This is a genomic window from Rhodococcus sp. UFZ-B548 (assembly GCF_903819475.1).
Classification (GTDB): Bacteria; Actinomycetota; Actinomycetes; order Mycobacteriales; family Mycobacteriaceae; genus Rhodococcus_F; species Rhodococcus_F erythropolis.
The window spans coordinates 1-14,837 of record NZ_CAIJDS010000054.1 but is presented as its reverse complement, the minus strand read 5'-3'; the positions used below and the strand labels follow the sequence as shown (position 1 = coordinate 14,837).

12 protein-coding genes and 1 pseudogene are annotated in these 14,837 nt (G+C 62.6%); 11 read left to right on the top strand and 2 right to left on the bottom strand.

From position 1 onward, the window contains the following. Window positions 1-76 precede the first annotated feature (76 nt). Window positions 77-928, bottom strand: coding sequence for a shikimate dehydrogenase (locus H7C86_RS30595; protein ID WP_182262859.1), 852 nt, complete (start codon window positions 926-928; stop codon window positions 77-79). A 151-nt stretch (window positions 929-1,079) separates the two neighbouring features. On the opposite strand from H7C86_RS30595, the gene H7C86_RS38000 reads away from it, so the two are divergent. The 9 genes from H7C86_RS38000 to H7C86_RS30550 all read left to right on the top strand — a co-directional run bounded on the left by H7C86_RS38000 (window position 1,080) and on the right by H7C86_RS30550 (window position 10,652). After that, window positions 1,080-1,292 carry an IS3 family transposase gene (locus H7C86_RS38000; protein ID WP_397517282.1) on the top strand — a complete coding sequence of 71 codons (213 nt, stop codon included), beginning with the start codon at window positions 1,080-1,082 and terminating at the stop codon, window positions 1,290-1,292. 433 nt (window positions 1,293-1,725) lie between these two features. After that, a complete protein-coding gene (locus tag H7C86_RS30585; RefSeq protein ID WP_182262857.1) occupies window positions 1,726-2,625 on the top strand; it encodes a helix-turn-helix domain-containing protein in 900 nt (299 codons plus the stop codon). Between the two features lie 18 nt (window positions 2,626-2,643). Continuing rightward, window positions 2,644-4,317 (top strand): ABC transporter substrate-binding protein, encoded by a 1,674-nt coding sequence (locus H7C86_RS30580; protein ID WP_182262856.1) that lies wholly within the window; start codon window positions 2,644-2,646, stop codon window positions 4,315-4,317. Continuing rightward, window positions 4,317-5,261, top strand: coding sequence for an ABC transporter permease (locus tag H7C86_RS30575; RefSeq protein WP_182262855.1), 945 nt, complete (start codon window positions 4,317-4,319; stop codon window positions 5,259-5,261). The genes H7C86_RS30580 and H7C86_RS30575 overlap by 1 nt, the downstream gene beginning before the upstream one ends. Beyond that, window positions 5,258-6,088 (top strand): ABC transporter permease, encoded by an 831-nt coding sequence (locus H7C86_RS30570; protein WP_182262854.1) that lies wholly within the window; start codon window positions 5,258-5,260, stop codon window positions 6,086-6,088. The genes H7C86_RS30575 and H7C86_RS30570 overlap by 4 nt, the downstream gene beginning before the upstream one ends. Beyond that, entirely contained in the window at window positions 6,085-7,695 is a 1,611-nt protein-coding gene (locus H7C86_RS30565; RefSeq protein ID WP_182262853.1) for an ABC transporter ATP-binding protein, read from the top strand. The genes H7C86_RS30570 and H7C86_RS30565 overlap by 4 nt, the downstream gene beginning before the upstream one ends. After that, window positions 7,692-8,777, top strand: coding sequence for an LLM class flavin-dependent oxidoreductase (locus H7C86_RS30560; protein ID WP_182262852.1), 1,086 nt, complete (start codon window positions 7,692-7,694; stop codon window positions 8,775-8,777). Before H7C86_RS30565 ends, H7C86_RS30560 begins: the two co-directional genes overlap by 4 nt. A 28-nt stretch (window positions 8,778-8,805) precedes the next feature. Beyond that, on the top strand, window positions 8,806-9,237 hold the full coding sequence (locus tag H7C86_RS30555) for a VOC family protein (protein WP_220463485.1): 432 nt from the start codon (window positions 8,806-8,808) through the stop codon (window positions 9,235-9,237). A 1,229-nt stretch (window positions 9,238-10,466) separates the two neighbouring features. Next, window positions 10,467-10,652, top strand: a complete 186-nt coding sequence (locus H7C86_RS30550; RefSeq protein WP_182262851.1) for a hypothetical protein — start codon at window positions 10,467-10,469, stop codon at window positions 10,650-10,652. A 1,287-nt stretch (window positions 10,653-11,939) separates the two neighbouring features. On the opposite strand, the gene H7C86_RS30545 is transcribed toward H7C86_RS30550, so the two are convergent. Next, window positions 11,940-12,857 carry an NmrA/HSCARG family protein gene (locus tag H7C86_RS30545; protein ID WP_182262850.1) on the bottom strand — a complete coding sequence of 306 codons (918 nt, stop codon included), beginning with the start codon at window positions 12,855-12,857 and terminating at the stop codon, window positions 11,940-11,942. 106 nt (window positions 12,858-12,963) lie between these two features. Between H7C86_RS30545 and H7C86_RS30540 the strand changes: the two genes are divergently transcribed. Both H7C86_RS30540 and H7C86_RS30535 read left to right on the top strand, forming a co-directional pair. After that, entirely contained in the window at window positions 12,964-13,524 is a 561-nt protein-coding gene (locus H7C86_RS30540; RefSeq protein ID WP_182262849.1) for a TetR/AcrR family transcriptional regulator, read from the top strand. A 279-nt stretch (window positions 13,525-13,803) separates the two neighbouring features. Then, window positions 13,804-14,432, top strand: a pseudogene (locus tag H7C86_RS30535) (hypothetical protein). Window positions 14,433-14,837: the final 405 nt, after the last annotated feature.

Genomic DNA, 14,837 nt, shown 5'->3' with positions numbered 1-14,837 from the left:
TGAGCTGGATGTGACGGCTGCGCATGGCTTTTGACGTGATGTCGGAATAGTTCTTTGTTGGTGAAGGGTTGATTCTTCAGAATCCGGTGCGGGCAACTGCGTCAGTGGACCAATCCCCGCCCGTGAAGCCGAAGAACTGTGCCATCACGGAAATCTGGTGATCCATCATGTAGCTACCCGGTTGTACGAAACAGCCGCGTTCTTGTGCGACCGTCAGGAATTTTGTGGACCCGGGATACATGACAACGTCGGCAGCGATCGCGTCCGGACCGAGGTGTTCACAACGGATCGGCAGTGGATCGTCGGCCTTCATTCCCACCGGGCTGGCGTTGACTACCAGGTCGAATCCGTTTGCGTCCGGATCCGAGACTCTAGCCGAAACCCCGGTGACCGCAATCTTGTTCACCAACAACTCGGCTCTGTCCAGCGCGACGTCCGAGACGGCAACCTCGGCAACCCCGGCCTGAGCGAGCGCGACGGCGATGGCAGTTCCCACTCCGCCCGCACCGACGACAAGAGCACGACGCCCGGTGACGCGTTGCCCACGCGCCAGTAGCCCGGCCACGAACCCGGCTCCGTCGACGATGTCTCCATGCCAGTCACCAGCAGAATCGAGCCGAAGTATGTTCACCGCTCCCACCAATTCTGCTCGCTCGGTCGGATGTGAGACAGAGAGTGCGGCGGCCGGCTTGTGCGGAACCGTCACGATCAAGCCGGCGAGATTCTCCAGGCTCTTCATCGTGAGAAGAAAACCGTCGAGATTCTCGGGGCGCACGTGCATGGGTACGCAGACGATGTCGATGTTGTTGTGACGAAACAGTTCACTCCACATTTGTGGCGCGCGCACCTGTGCGATCGGATGTCCGACGATACCGAGAATTCTGCTACGTCCGGTCGCGACCGGACGTGTGGTTGTCAATCCAGTCATGGTTTGCCAAGCTCCTTTTCATCGATCGTCTGCGGTGCCGCACCGATCGAAATGAGTTGAGACGACACGAAGGTGTTCAGCTCCGAACCGCACGGGCGACGCTGAACTCAAGGTATGTGACGGCGCTCTCTCGACCTAGAAGCGACTACCACTGAGCGGCAGCCTGCTGGCGAACCGCTGGGCGAAGAGTTGCTGGCCGCTCTTCACCACCAATTACGGTCGCTACGGGGATCGGCGAGTGCATGGAGAGCTGGTCAAGGCCGGCTGGCAGGTTGCCGAAGTGACCGTGCTGACGTTAATGCGAGAGTTCGCGTTGCTCTGCCGGGTCTGCCACAGACGCCGTTACACGTCTTACCAGGGGTAGGTTGGCCGGATCGCAGACGACATTGGATCGCGACTTCACCGCCACCCGCTCGAACCAAAAGTGGGTCACCGATGTGACCGAGTTCCCGTCGGCGAGTCCAAGGTCTATCTCTCACCGATCATGGATCTGATACTCGAACAGCAAAGTGAACCGGCCTGTTCAATCGTGAGACCATCGCCTACTCCACCGGTCGGTCGCCAAGCCTGCACCTGACAAACACGAGATTTCAGTACGAGCATGCGTCGTGGCCGAGACTGACTGTGGTGTTTGAACGTGTGAGCGGACACGCAGGCATCGAGGGCATATCGAATCGTCGAGAAGGAAATGGTTGACCGGCTCGGCGCTGCCGACGATCGTGGTCAGTTTGAGACCACGACAGCACGGAGCGAAACGTGAAGCAGCACGAACGTAAACGGCACGGGAGCACGGCCCGTTGAGCGGCTCACCAGGATCTGCGTCGGAGTCGGCGCGACTGCTGGGAGTGTTCTTTCGCGCGCACCGGGAGAACGTCCGACCGGCGGATGTCGGAGTTGCGAGCACCGGACGTAGACGAACCCCCGGGCTTCGTCGTGAAGAGGTGGCACTCCTGGCCGGGGTGGGTGTCGCCTGGTATACGTGGCTCGAGCAGGGGCGGGTGAGCGCGTCGCGGCAAGTCCTCGAATCCATCGGCCGGGCATTGCAACTCTCTGACGGCTCGTTCGCGTACATGCTGACCTTGGCGGGTTTCGCTCCGGCAGTGCAGCGGCAGGAGATCGATCTGGAAAACGACCGCTCGCTTGCGTTCATGATCGACGATTGGAAGCACGGTCCCGCCTTTCTGCTCGACCAGTGGTTCGACGTCGTTGCTTGGAACGAGGCCTACGCGGCGGTGTGGGGCGACCCGGCGAGTGTGTCGGCGGAGTACCGAAACCACATGATCGCCCTGTCCACGTCCGAACGGGCGCAGCAAGTTCTCGGAGACTCGAGACTCGACGTTCTCCGAGGGCACCTCGGTCAGTTCCGAACGCAGACTGCCCCTTTCCGGTCGGAGGAGCGCGTGGATCGGATCTACCAGATCCTCGATCACGGCGCCCCCGACCTAAACGGGTGGTGGACCTGCCAGAGCATGGATCCGATGGGGCAGTCCGAGTTCTTCGCGGAACTGGATTCCGCGCCGATCAGGCTTCACCAGATGTTGCTCACACCGCACGGCCCCGGCGCGGGAACACTGTTCCTGCAACGGCCGGTGGAAGCGTCGGGCGTGCACCACCTGCGGCGATATCTGCAATCGTTGGACTCCAAGCCTGTGAGTTTTCATCACAGGACGAATTCGGGTCTGGTTGCGGCTTCCTGAGTTTTCGACAATGGACGTGTGCTGCCCTCTTCGAAACTCACCACCAAGTCCGTATCCTTCCGGCGTACCGCGCTCGCCTCACTCCTGACCGTCGGCGCGCTGGCGGCGGCCGCGTGTAGCTCGTCGACGGCGACGAACCGCGATGTCGGAGAACCTGTGTCGGGTGGTGCGATCACCGTGGGCATCGGCACGTCGCCGGACTGTTTCGATCCGCAGGTCAGCCCCGCCAGTCAGACGTCGTCGATCATGCGTAACGTCTACGACTCTCTGGTGTACGAGAATTCGGATGGAACGTTCTCGCCGTGGCTGGCCACGGCGTGGACAGTGTCCGACGACGGGCTGACTTACACGTTCACCCTGCGCGACGACGTGAAATTCCACGACGGAACCGTGTTCGACGCCGCCGCTGTCAAGACGAACTTCGATCGCATCGTTGCGCCGTCGACGGCGTCGCAGTTCGCCGGCCAACTCATCAGCCCGTACCAGAGCACCGATGTTGTCGATGGACGCACCGCGGTCGTTCATCTGTCCTCCGCGTACAGCCCGTTCCTGCGCGCTGTCAGCAGCACCAACCTCGGCTTCCACTCCCCCCGTTCCATCACCGAGCACGGCGACGACCTCTGCCAGGGCGGGCCGGCGCAGGTAGGTACCGGGCCGTTCGTGGCCAGTTCCAACTCCAGTGGGGAAGGCTTCTCGTTCACCCGCAACGACGACTATCAGTGGGCGCCGACCGGTGTCGGGCATTCGGGCCCCGCTCGCCTAAACCGCGTCGATTTCCGTATCCTGCCGGAAAGCTCGATCCGGCTGGGCGCACTGACCAGCGGAGAGGTCGACTTCATCGACCAGGTTGCCGCTACTGATCTTGCTGCGCTGCAACAGAACTCCGCTGTCGACGTCAATACGAAGAACCCCACCGGAATCCCGTACACATACTTCTTCAACACCTCTCACGCACCGTTCGACGACGAGCGCGCACGCCTGGCCGTGCAGAAGGGCATAGACCTGCCAACTCTGACGCAGGGCATCTTCCAGGGGAAGTACGCTCCGGCCGGATCTCCGCTGAACCCGGCAGTGTTCTCCTACGACGACGCACTGGCGAAGTCGTGGGGCTATGACGCGGTCGGTGCTTCAGTACTTCTCGACGAACTCGGATACACCCAGCGTGACGCCGACGGATACCGAACGTCCGGCGGCAAGCGGTTCACCATCGGACTGATCTACGACCCCACGTACCAGAAGCCCGAACGAATCACCTTCGACACCGCCGTGCAGGCCGCACTGAAGGACCTCGGCATCGAGTTGACCATCGAGCCGATCGGAAACGGCACGTACATCGACGTCCGTAACTCGGGCGCGTACGACATCATCGCGTTCGCCTGGAGCGGAACCGACCCCGACGTTCTGCGCACCGTCTACGGATCGGATCAGCAGTTCGTCGACGGCGGAGCCAACGCGTCGCAGATCCACGACGCCGAACTCGACCGACTTCTCCAGCTCGGCCTGACCACCTCCGATACCGCTGCGCGCAGCGAATACTATCGCGATGCACAGGAATTGATCATCGCCAAGGGATACGGGCTGCCCGCTTACGTCGCTCCCATCGTGACTGCATCGTCCGCTCGTGTACACGATCTGGGATTCGCCACTGAAATCCTCCCGAACTTCTATACCGCGTGGACGTCGGGTAGCTGATGAACGCCCGGTGGCCGTTGATCGCGTTGCGCCGTATCGCCGAGGTGTTCGCTGTGCTGTGGGGCGCTGCGACGCTGTCGTTTCTCGCGCTGGCATTGATACCCGGCGATCCGGTGGACGCGCTTCTGGGGCCGAATGTCGGCGCTTCACCGGCGCTTCGGGAAACTGTGAGTACGGATCTCGGGCTGGGAGAACCTATTCTGGTGCGTTACGTGATGTTTCTCGGCCGGATCGCGACATTGAACTTCGGGCGATCGTATCGACTCGGCCGCGACGTCACCGACCTGATCGGTGAAAGAATCTCTTCGACAGCACAATTGGCTCTCGGGGCATTCGCGATTGCCATCGCCTTGGCGCTCACCTTGGCCGTGGTGTCGTCGATCGGTGGCCGCATGACGCGATCTGTCATCGGCACCGTGGAATTGATCGGAAGTTCGGCACCGAGTTTCTGGATCGGAATTCTGGCCATCACCGTGTTCTCCTTCGGATTCGGGTGGTTCCCGTCGACCGGCAGCGCCGGATTCTCCGCGCTGGTTCTGCCGAGTATCACGCTGGCCATTCCGATCGGGTGCATCCTCAGTCGTGTTCTTCGGGAAGGGATCGATCACGCGCGTGCCCAACCTTTCGACGCCACAATCCGTGCCAGGGGCGTTTCGCGGTCGGGCGTCGTGATCAAGCATGGCCTTCGCCATGCCACGATCCCGACACTGACGTTGAGCGGGTGGGCGCTGGCTGGTTTCCTCGGCGGCGCGGTGTTGATCGAAACGGTCTTCGCCCGTTCCGGTCTCGGACGATTGCTCGTCGACGCGATCACCACCCGCGACATCCCCGTGGTCACCGCCGTGGTGATGCTCTCCGCCTTGGCGTTCGTTCTCGTGAACATGCTCGTCGACCTGCTGAGCCTCGCGGTGGATCCGCGACTGCGTACGGGAAGCAGATCATGATCACGAAACAAAAGGCGAGGTGGATCACCGTGCTCCCACTCGCTGTGGCGAGCACGGTGCTGGGCCTGGTTGTCCTGGCCGCCCTGTGGCCCGCAGTGTTCGCGCCGATGGATCCCGACAAGACCGACTACGCGGCCACATTGCAGGCTCCGAGCGCCGAGCATCTGATCGGGACGGATCAGCTGGGCCGAGATCTCCTGTCCCGGTTGGTGTACGGAACCCGCTCGTCGATATCCATCGGCTTCGGATCCACAGCGATCGGAGTTGCACTCGGCTGCCTGATCGGGCTCGTCGCCGTCGCCGGCCCCCGCATCCTCGACACCGCCGTCATGCGAGTCAACGATATCGGTCTCGCCTTTCCCGAAATCCTGCTCGCCCTCCTCGTCCTGGCCATCCTCGGCCCCGGCACCGTGAACGTCATGCTGGCAATCGGTATCGGATCCGCCCCCAGTTACGCCCGGCTGATTCGTTCACGCGCACAGCTGATCCAGACGTCCCTGTACGTACGGAGCGCCGTCGGCTTCGGAGTCTCTCGACGCCGGATCCTGTTTCGGCACGTGCTTCCGAACGCATTCGGCCCGGTTCTGATCCTCGCCACCATCAGCGCGGGCACCAACATCATCGTCGCTGCCGGACTCAGCTTCCTGGGATTCGGTGCCGGACCGCCCGATCCGGAATGGGGCCTCACCCTCGCCGAAGGTCGCAACTTCCTCGCTCAGGCATGGTGGATCGCATTGTGCCCTGGCATCGCCATCACCACGGTCGTCATTGCAGTGACCGTTCTGGGCCGCGCCCTCGAATCCCGCTCGGAAAGTGAAACACCGTGAGCCGAAATACTGACAGCGCACCACTTCTGGAACTGGGTGGACTGAGCGTCACCTACGCGGGATCGTCCTCCCCAGCAGTTCACGACGCCGCCCTCACCGTTCACGCCGGCGAATGCGTCGCGCTGGTGGGGGCGTCGGGTTCCGGCAAGAGCACCCTGGCCCGGGCCGCACTCGGCCTGACAGGAAAGAACAGTGTCGTCCGTGCACAGACTCTCACCGTGGCCGGTGAGGACGTCAGCCGCTTCTCCGAACGGGACTGGAACCGCTTCCGCGGCCGAAAGGTCGGCCTGGTCCTGCAGGACGCATTGGCTTCACTCGACCCGCTGCGAACAGTCGGACAAGAGATCGCCGAACCGCTGGCGGCGCACCGAATCCGGCCCAGATCCGGCCGAACCGAGAAAGTGCAGCGCCTGCTCGAGCAGGTCCATCTGACCGACATCGGCGACAGACTGCGCGACCACCCCCACCAGTTCTCAGGTGGTCAACGACAGCGCATCCTGATCGCCTCCGCATTGGCGGCGAGACCGACACTGCTGATCGCCGACGAGCCGACCACCGCCCTCGACGTGCGCGCGCAGGCTCGCATTCTCGAACTCTTCGGAGAACTCCGGGAGAGCGGCCTGGCCGTCGTTCTCGTCAGCCACGATCTTTCCGTGGTCGCAGCCGTCGCCGACCGCGTACTGGTGATGTCCGAAGGCAAGATCGTCGAGCAAGGTCCGGTTGACGAGGTCCTCCAGCATCCTCGCCACCAGGTGACCCGGGCGTTGACCGCAGCGATACCGGGACGGGCTGCCGCCGAGCCCGGCAATCGGATCGAGATCGGCGAACCGATTCTCGACATGAAGTCGGTGAAAAAGCGTTTCGGATCCGAGAAGTCATTCCGAGGGATTCGAAGTCTCGAACTGACGGTGCGCCGCGGGGAATCGGTGGCCGTCGTCGGCGAATCCGGCTCCGGGAAGTCGACCGTCGCGCTACTGGCCCTCGGCCATTTGCAACCCGATTCCGGCACAGTTCTCTTCGGCGGTCAGCCGTGGAGTTCGGAACCGGAAAAGCGACGCCGCTCCAGGCGCGGACAAATCCAACTGATTCACCAGGACACCTACAGCGCCTTCGACCCCCGCTACACCGTCACCGCAATTCTCGACGAAGCCCTGGCTGCGGCCGGAACTCACTCAGCCCACCTCGAGCAACGGCGCTCCGAACTCCTCGAGTCCGTCGGCCTCGGCGACGAGTTCCTGGACCGGAAGGCGCGCACCCTCAGCGGTGGCCAGCGGCAACGCCTCGCCATCGCACGAGCCTTGGCGAGTGACCCAGAACTTCTGGTCTGCGACGAACCGGTATCGGCACTCGATCTGGTGAGCCAGGCCGCGATTCTGGCCCTCGTCAAACATCTTCGGGAATCGAGGGGCCTGACCGTTCTCTTCATCTCACACGATCTCGCCGTCGTTCGAGAACTCTGCGAACGAGTGATCGTCATGCGCGACGGCGAGATCGTCGAACAGGGCCAGACCGAAGCGATCTGGAACACCCCGAATCATCCCTACACCCGGGCACTACTCGCCGACCGACTCGGCAGCACCACCCACGAAGGAGCACACACGTCATGACGATCGACTTGGTCGGCGCTGTTCTCTCCGCACCGGAAGCCGGTGCCACACCCGACGACCGGCGAGCAGTACATTTCCTTCCCGCCATCCGGGCCCGTGAGGTCGACACCGACTACATCGGTTGGCAGGCAAAGCAAGACGAGACCGACGGCTACCACCGATCCCTCATCCACATCTACAGCTCATGGGCCGATCCGTGGCTGATCGCCGGAGCTGCCGCCGCTGCGACCACAACCGCAGGAGTCGCCGTGGCTCACCGTCCCGGCGTCACCACCCCCACCGCCGCGGCCCGCTCCTTTGCCACTCTCGACCGGCTTTCCCACGGCCGAGCCAGTACGCACCTGGTGATCGGTTCCAGCGACGTCGACGTCCGCCGCGACGGCGACTTCCTTCCGAAATCCGAACGGTACCGTCGGGCCGCCGAATACCTGGAGGTATTCACGCGCACCCTCACCTCGGACGAACCGTTCGACTTCCACGGCGAGTACTACCAAGTCACCGACGCCTGGTCCGGATTCCGTCCGGTACAGATACCCCGTCCCCCAATCTCGATCGGCGGCTCCTCCATTGCTGCAATGGAACTCGCAGCCCGATACGCCGACACCTACGCGGGAAGCTACTCCACTCTCACCGAACTGGAAGCCGTGACAGCCCAGATACGCACGCTCGCATCCCCGCTCGGCCGGGAACTGCGATTCTGGAAACAGTTCCGAGTGGTACTCGGCGACACCGACGCCAACGCCCGGGAGACCGTGTCGTTCCTGCGTGCCCGCGCCCACGACATCCTGACCGCCCTACCCGACGAAGCAGTCCGGTCGTCGGCACAATTCGCGCGCGATCGTGAACGCGGTCTGGGTACCGGCGTCGACATACGGGAAGCGGCAGCGAAGCAACTGTCCGCCACCTTCGACGGGTTGATAGTAGGATCCGTCGACCGGGTGTACGAGCACATAGCCGCCTACCGCCGAGCCGGCATCACCGTCATCAACGTCGACGCACTGACCGAAACCGACCACGACCGCAGCCTGCGCCGGCAACTGATCACCGAGATCACACGCAACGAAACCAACTCCCAGCCGTAACCACCCCACCCGAACGAAAGACGACCTGTTGTCGAAAAACCATGATCTGACACAACTCTGGCGCACCCGTGCAGACACGACCGGACAGCCGCCCCGCGTACTGATTCGGGTGTTCCTCGAACCGGGAACTCTGGCCGACTCCATCGAGTTCTACGAGGATCTTCAGAACGTCGAGGCCGATGCCGTCTTCCCCTATCCCGAAACAGACCTGAACCTGGCAGTGGTGGGCGGTTTCCTCCTCATCGAAGGCACCGAAGAATCGGTGGCACCATTCCGTACCACCACCGGAACACTCCTCGTCGACGACGTGCAGCCATACTACGACAAGCTCCTCGCGGCAGGATCCGAGATCATCTTCCCGCTCCAAACCGTGCCGACCGGAATGGGTTTCAACGCAGTTCACCCGGACGGAACCACCGTCGAATACGTACATCATCGGCCGACCCCCCAGGGGCGGTGATCGACGCGGCGCATCTGAATTCGAGAAGTGGACCGCCGCCGACAGGATCGACGACAGCGGTCCACTTCGAGCCCGGTCCGGCCCCGGGGGGGTGATCGCCTTTGTGTTGCATTACGCCACAAGGCCTTCCGGACCAATCTCACATCCGATTCCACTGCCCTTCGCCCCGCCGAACGGGCACCGAAGTCGAAGGTGAAAACCGTTCATGATCGAACGAGCCAGTCTCGATGCGAGAGGAAACCTCAAACAAGCCCATGATCGGTGCCGGACACCCACACCGTACCGCCGTGACCGAACACTGAATCATTGACGACGACAATAGTTTCCTCTTCGCTGGCGGAGGGGATCACCGCCGGTACCTGCGGAAACCGGAACCCCTTTGTACATCGATGGATCGTCCGGGCACTCGCACCGAGGCCACACCGAAATCTGCTGCGGCGACGACTGCTCATGGAGCTTCCCAAGCCGAATACGCAGGTTCGATTCCCGTCATCAACTCCGGCGGCAGATCCATCTCGGTCTCGATACCTGCTCAATACATCCAGTGGCGCAACCCCATTCAGACAGGTGCCCGCATCCCGATCCTCCGACGGAAAATCTCGTCCACATGTCGTCGGTGCCTCAGGCAGCCCTCGACGGCCACACAAGGGAGGGGACCGACGGGGCTGGCAAAACTCGGATGCCAGGCACCAAATATTTGCATCTCGACACTACCGCACCAGGGTTGCTGATCGATAACGAAATTCGTCCTATTTGCCTAGTGCGGTACGTCCCGCACTGCTCAATTCGGGCGTTGAACATGGATTTTTCGCAGACGCGCCGTACGTTGCGCGGAGTCACAGCTACTTGAGGTTTGAACTACCTCGACCGGTCAGGATTTCCAGCAAGTCGGGCATTGTTGCCGTTTGCGGAGAGTCCGATCTCGGACCTGGTGTGACCGGACCCTCCGCCGAACGTCACCTGTGTCGAGCACACGGCACAGGTGACCCACTTTCCGCGCCCGGCGCATTCCATGTCGCGCCCAACACTTCGACCGTAAACAGTCCAATCAGTTTGGTCTAGGGTTTGCGATGATCGAAAAGTTAGACGGGACCAAAGGCCCCCAATCATCGACTACACACCCGACCCCTGTAAGCAGGTACTCATTCGGGCACTGTCGCCCATGCGCACAGCCCTCGCCAATGAGAAATTGGGGACGCAACCTACATCGAAGATCGGAGATGGTGGCGATGACGACCCTCAGAGAGCAACTCGACAACTGCAACTACCTGCTCGCGCGGGCCCGAACTGCGGTCGGTGCGATCGACCGGATCTGGCTCGCAGGGAACGGCGACGCAGTCCGGCGGTTCTCGGAGCATCGGGACAAGATGGTAAAGCAGATAGCAAGCACCAGAACTCACCTCCGCGCTGTCTAAATGCAGCACCTGGGCTGCATACTGCGGTCCGGCGTGCCCGTTGCATCGGGAAGGGCCCGCCCTCCCGGTGACGAACAGAGGACGGATCAGGCGCGGCGGAAGCGACCCACGCAGATTCGCCGCAGAAACATTCAGTTGCCTGTCCGCGGGCCTGCGAAAACCTTATATACGAAGTATCCCCGACCTCATCGCGTCCGGCACTCGAGCCTGGTTGTCGTCTTCGGCGGTGCGCCAGACTGGAGGAAATGGGCCAGCCCGGCACACCTGGCATGCCGATTAACTCCCCAGTCACGGCATGCGATCCTGGTAGCCCGCCGCTCCGGATGCGTCAGGGCGGCGGGCCGTGCGCGCCGAAGCCGCCACCTCGCGGTATTCGACACGCAGTCCACAGGTGGCCCACCGAGTCCCGTGCGGGCAGTTCTCGGTGGGCCGTGCACGTCGATGAGCCCTTGATTTCCCATCGGCGCGCAGTTCGTGGTGCCTCGCCGGATCTTCAGAGTGACTTGCGTCCCGGCGAGGCAGTGCGTCGCCGCCACTCGAGTCCGGCGGTCGCAGTGGCAGAATATGTGCACCGAGTGCCAGATACCAGTCTTCGTGAAGTCACAGATACTTGAGCGTTGAACTATCCCCAATTCATCCCCAACACTTGGGGATGACGCCAGACGTCGACTGGACAAGAGGTGGCCCGCCGGACATTGTGATGCCAGCCCCCGACGGGCCGTGCATGCCGCCAACCGCCACGGATAGCGACATGCAGTTCAGGTGGCCCGCCTGATGCTCGTCAGTAACACCGAGGCGGGCCTTACGCGCCGAGCCGGCGAGGCAAACGCGCACCGGTGATACTACTTCGCGCGATCGGTGCGCCAACCACGACTCGGACGTTTCCCATTTCGTGCTCGAGGACGCCCGAGGCCGAGACAGACCAGACCGGGTGTACGGCCGCGTGCATCGCATCCATCTCGTCGAGCAAGGAGTGCGATGCCTCGACAACGGCTGGGAACAGATCCCCCGTGCGGACCGATTATAGGAAGCAGCCACAGTCCCCAACGACGTCAGCCGGTGGCCGACCGAAACGACACGAGACGGCGACTTCGTGACAACGGGCGTCCCGGTCGAACTCGATCTGAACGCCCGATCGGAGCGCGAACCAGCATTCCAGGCCGGCACTGTCGCCGTGCACAACAACATCGTGTGGGTCATGCACGCGTGCGATCCGATACTGCCTCGGGTGGACACATCACGTAGCGGTCCGCCGAACATCGCTCGTTGCCACGCGAGGAGGATCGATCAGGCACTCTCGGGGAGGTGCCGGCGCGCCCAGTCCGCAAAACTGGTGACCGAGATACCAAGGGCTCGGGCGTACTGCGGGCGGGCAGGTTGGACAGCGACGTTCATCCAGTCGAGGCCGATACCTGCTGGTGGCATCCCCGCAGCCATGGCCTCCTCGGCAGTCATGTCGGGTGCGGCAAGCTCCGAACCTAGGTTTCGAGAAAGGATTTCGGCAATCTCGGTCATCGTCAGGAAATCGCTGGCCAGTTCCAATTCGACTCGGTGGAACCGTTCGGGTTCGCCGACGGCAGCGGCGGCGGCCTTGCCGATGTCGTCGACGGCGACGAGCGCGACCGGCGTGCCGGGCTTGAGTAGACTCACCAAGCCGCCCGCGACCCCGCGGGGCAACAGATACGCTTCGGAGGGCAAAAAATTCTCCATGAAGGTACTCGGTCTGATGATGGTCCAGTGCGTGAATCCAGCTTCGCGGACTCGCTTTTGGATCGCGTCCTTGGTACTCAACGAGGCTTCGAGGATATCCCACCGGCCTTCGGCCCACCCCGGCGATTCGGTGTAGTTCGCGACGCCGGATACGGCCGTGTAGATGAACTGCGGGACGCCGGCGGCCTTCGCGGCTTCGATCAGGTTGACGCCCTGCGTCAACTCACCTTCGAAACCGCGGGCGGTGAAGTCCGGCATCTGTACGGAGAAGACGGCGCGAGCACCTCGTGCGGCTCGCGTCACCGAGTCGCGATCGTCCAGGTCGCCGGTGACGAGCTCGGCGCCCAGCGTAGCAACGGTTTCCGCTCGTGCAGTGTTGGGGTCGCGGACCAATGCTCGTACCGGGACGCCGGATGCGAGTAGTGCTCGGACAGTGGCGCCGCCTTGCTTGCCGGTGGCACCGGAAACGAGTACGGGTGCAGATTCTGAAGGCATGACTTCCTCACAAGATGTCCGATTGCGATAAATGACGGGGGCCGCCACTTGTATTTCGGTAGAGTAATGGCGGACCCCACCACTTAGCAAACTCGGAGATGACGACATGGCTACCCAACGCGCCGACGCCCGGCGTAACTATGCGTGGATTCTTTCTGTGGCAGAGGGGGAAGTCGCTGCACATGGGGCCGATGCCTCTCTGGAGCAGATCGCACGTACGGCGGGTGTCGGCTCCGCCACCGTGCGCCGCCATTTCCCCGGGAAGCGGGCATTGTTGGAGGCGGTGTTCCAAGGGCGAGCCGATGCCCTGTGCGCCCGCGCAGCCGAGTTGTCCACGTCGGCAGACGCGCGAGCGGCACTGTTGGACTGGTTGGGAGATTTCGTCGACTATGCGGCCTCCGCGCGGGGCATGGCCGACGCGCTCGTGCAATACGGAATCAACGACCCGGGCCAGGTGGACGGTTGTGCGAGGAAGCTCGCCGATGCGGTCGATCCGCTGCTGAAGCGCGCAGATCAGGCCCGCGCGGTGACGTCGGGGGTGACTGCGGCCGACCTGGTCACACTGGTCACCGGGATCGCACTAGCCACCGAACACCTTCCGAATCCGGCCGCCGAGGCGCACCGACTGCTCGGCCTTACGGTGTCGGGAATATGTCAGATACCTTGAGCGAGTTGACTATACAAACTTCTCGGAGTGAAACAATTTTCAACTGCCGGCGGCCGCGTCCTCAATGAAACGGGCTTCGATGTCGGCGCGGCTGCTCAACGTCTGACGTCCGCTCATGATTCGGTCATGTTCATCTCCGAGAGAGCCGGGTCGGCGGTGCTATCTCTCGCTGAAACTGTTACCGTGCCCCGCCCGAATCCCGATCAGACAAATTTCTGTCGGTACACGTTCTTACAGTCAGTGCGGGTAACAGTCCGGATCGAGCGTCAGGAGCAGGCGATGACGTTCGTCAACGATGCTCCGTTGCCGCTGCCCGGCATACCCGACAACACTCCCGCGCCACCGGCGCTCCAAATGACGTTGATCGGACAGCCCCAACCGGTACGCATTCCCGAACATCTGTGGCGTTCCTGGCTCGACGATCCCGCCGTCGTCTCCCGGTTCGAGCCCAAACGCTACCGACGCCGGCGAGAGCAGTGCTGGCCCTGGATCGGCGGGGTGTCCTCGACCGGCCATGGCTCCTTCCGAGCGGCGAGCCCGCCAGAGCCGTCTCGCCGCGGGACCATGCCGGGCGCATTTGTTCGCCTACCAGCTCGAATACGGTGTCGTCTCGAGGTTGGGCTGGTCCAACACCGACGACGCGGCGCTGTGCCATCAACGCGACTTCGCCGGCTGCACCAACCCGGCACACATGCAGTTGGGAACCAATCGCAGCAACCACCAGTGAATACGAACTTCGGCGATGCAACATCGCCAGCCCACTCGCCGACGTTCGAGGACCCACGGGTCGCACTCGCGCCATCGCCGCCGCGATCCGTACCGGGATCGAACAGAACGTGGGAGTCGACATCATCGAAGAGCTCATCGCTACGTCTGAGGCTGCGGGACGTCCGCCCTCGCTCCGGTAGCGACACAACACTCGATGCAGGTGAAGATGCACTTTCAAGTGAACATATTCCGTTGCAGTACAATGCATTTCATAGACACGATAGCATAATAGCTGTTATCGGCAAGATTTCAGATCCTCGAAAGAACCCGACAAATTCCGCATTGAATCCCAGACCCTTCGCCATCGCGGCCACCACGGCAAAGGTTGCCCTCCAGTCGAGCCAGCCCTGTCGATCTAGATTCGGCGTCAAAGAACTCGGATGGCCCCCACACCCGTCTAGAGGTGGTCACGGTTTCCATTTTTCTCGTTGCGCCAGAGAAATCTGGACGTTCTCCTTGGGCCTCACGCGATGGGAGCATCGACACCCACAGGTCAAGTCCCTGGGAGTGGTGTAGCCCTGCGTGACCCTGTCGGGTTCAGGCGG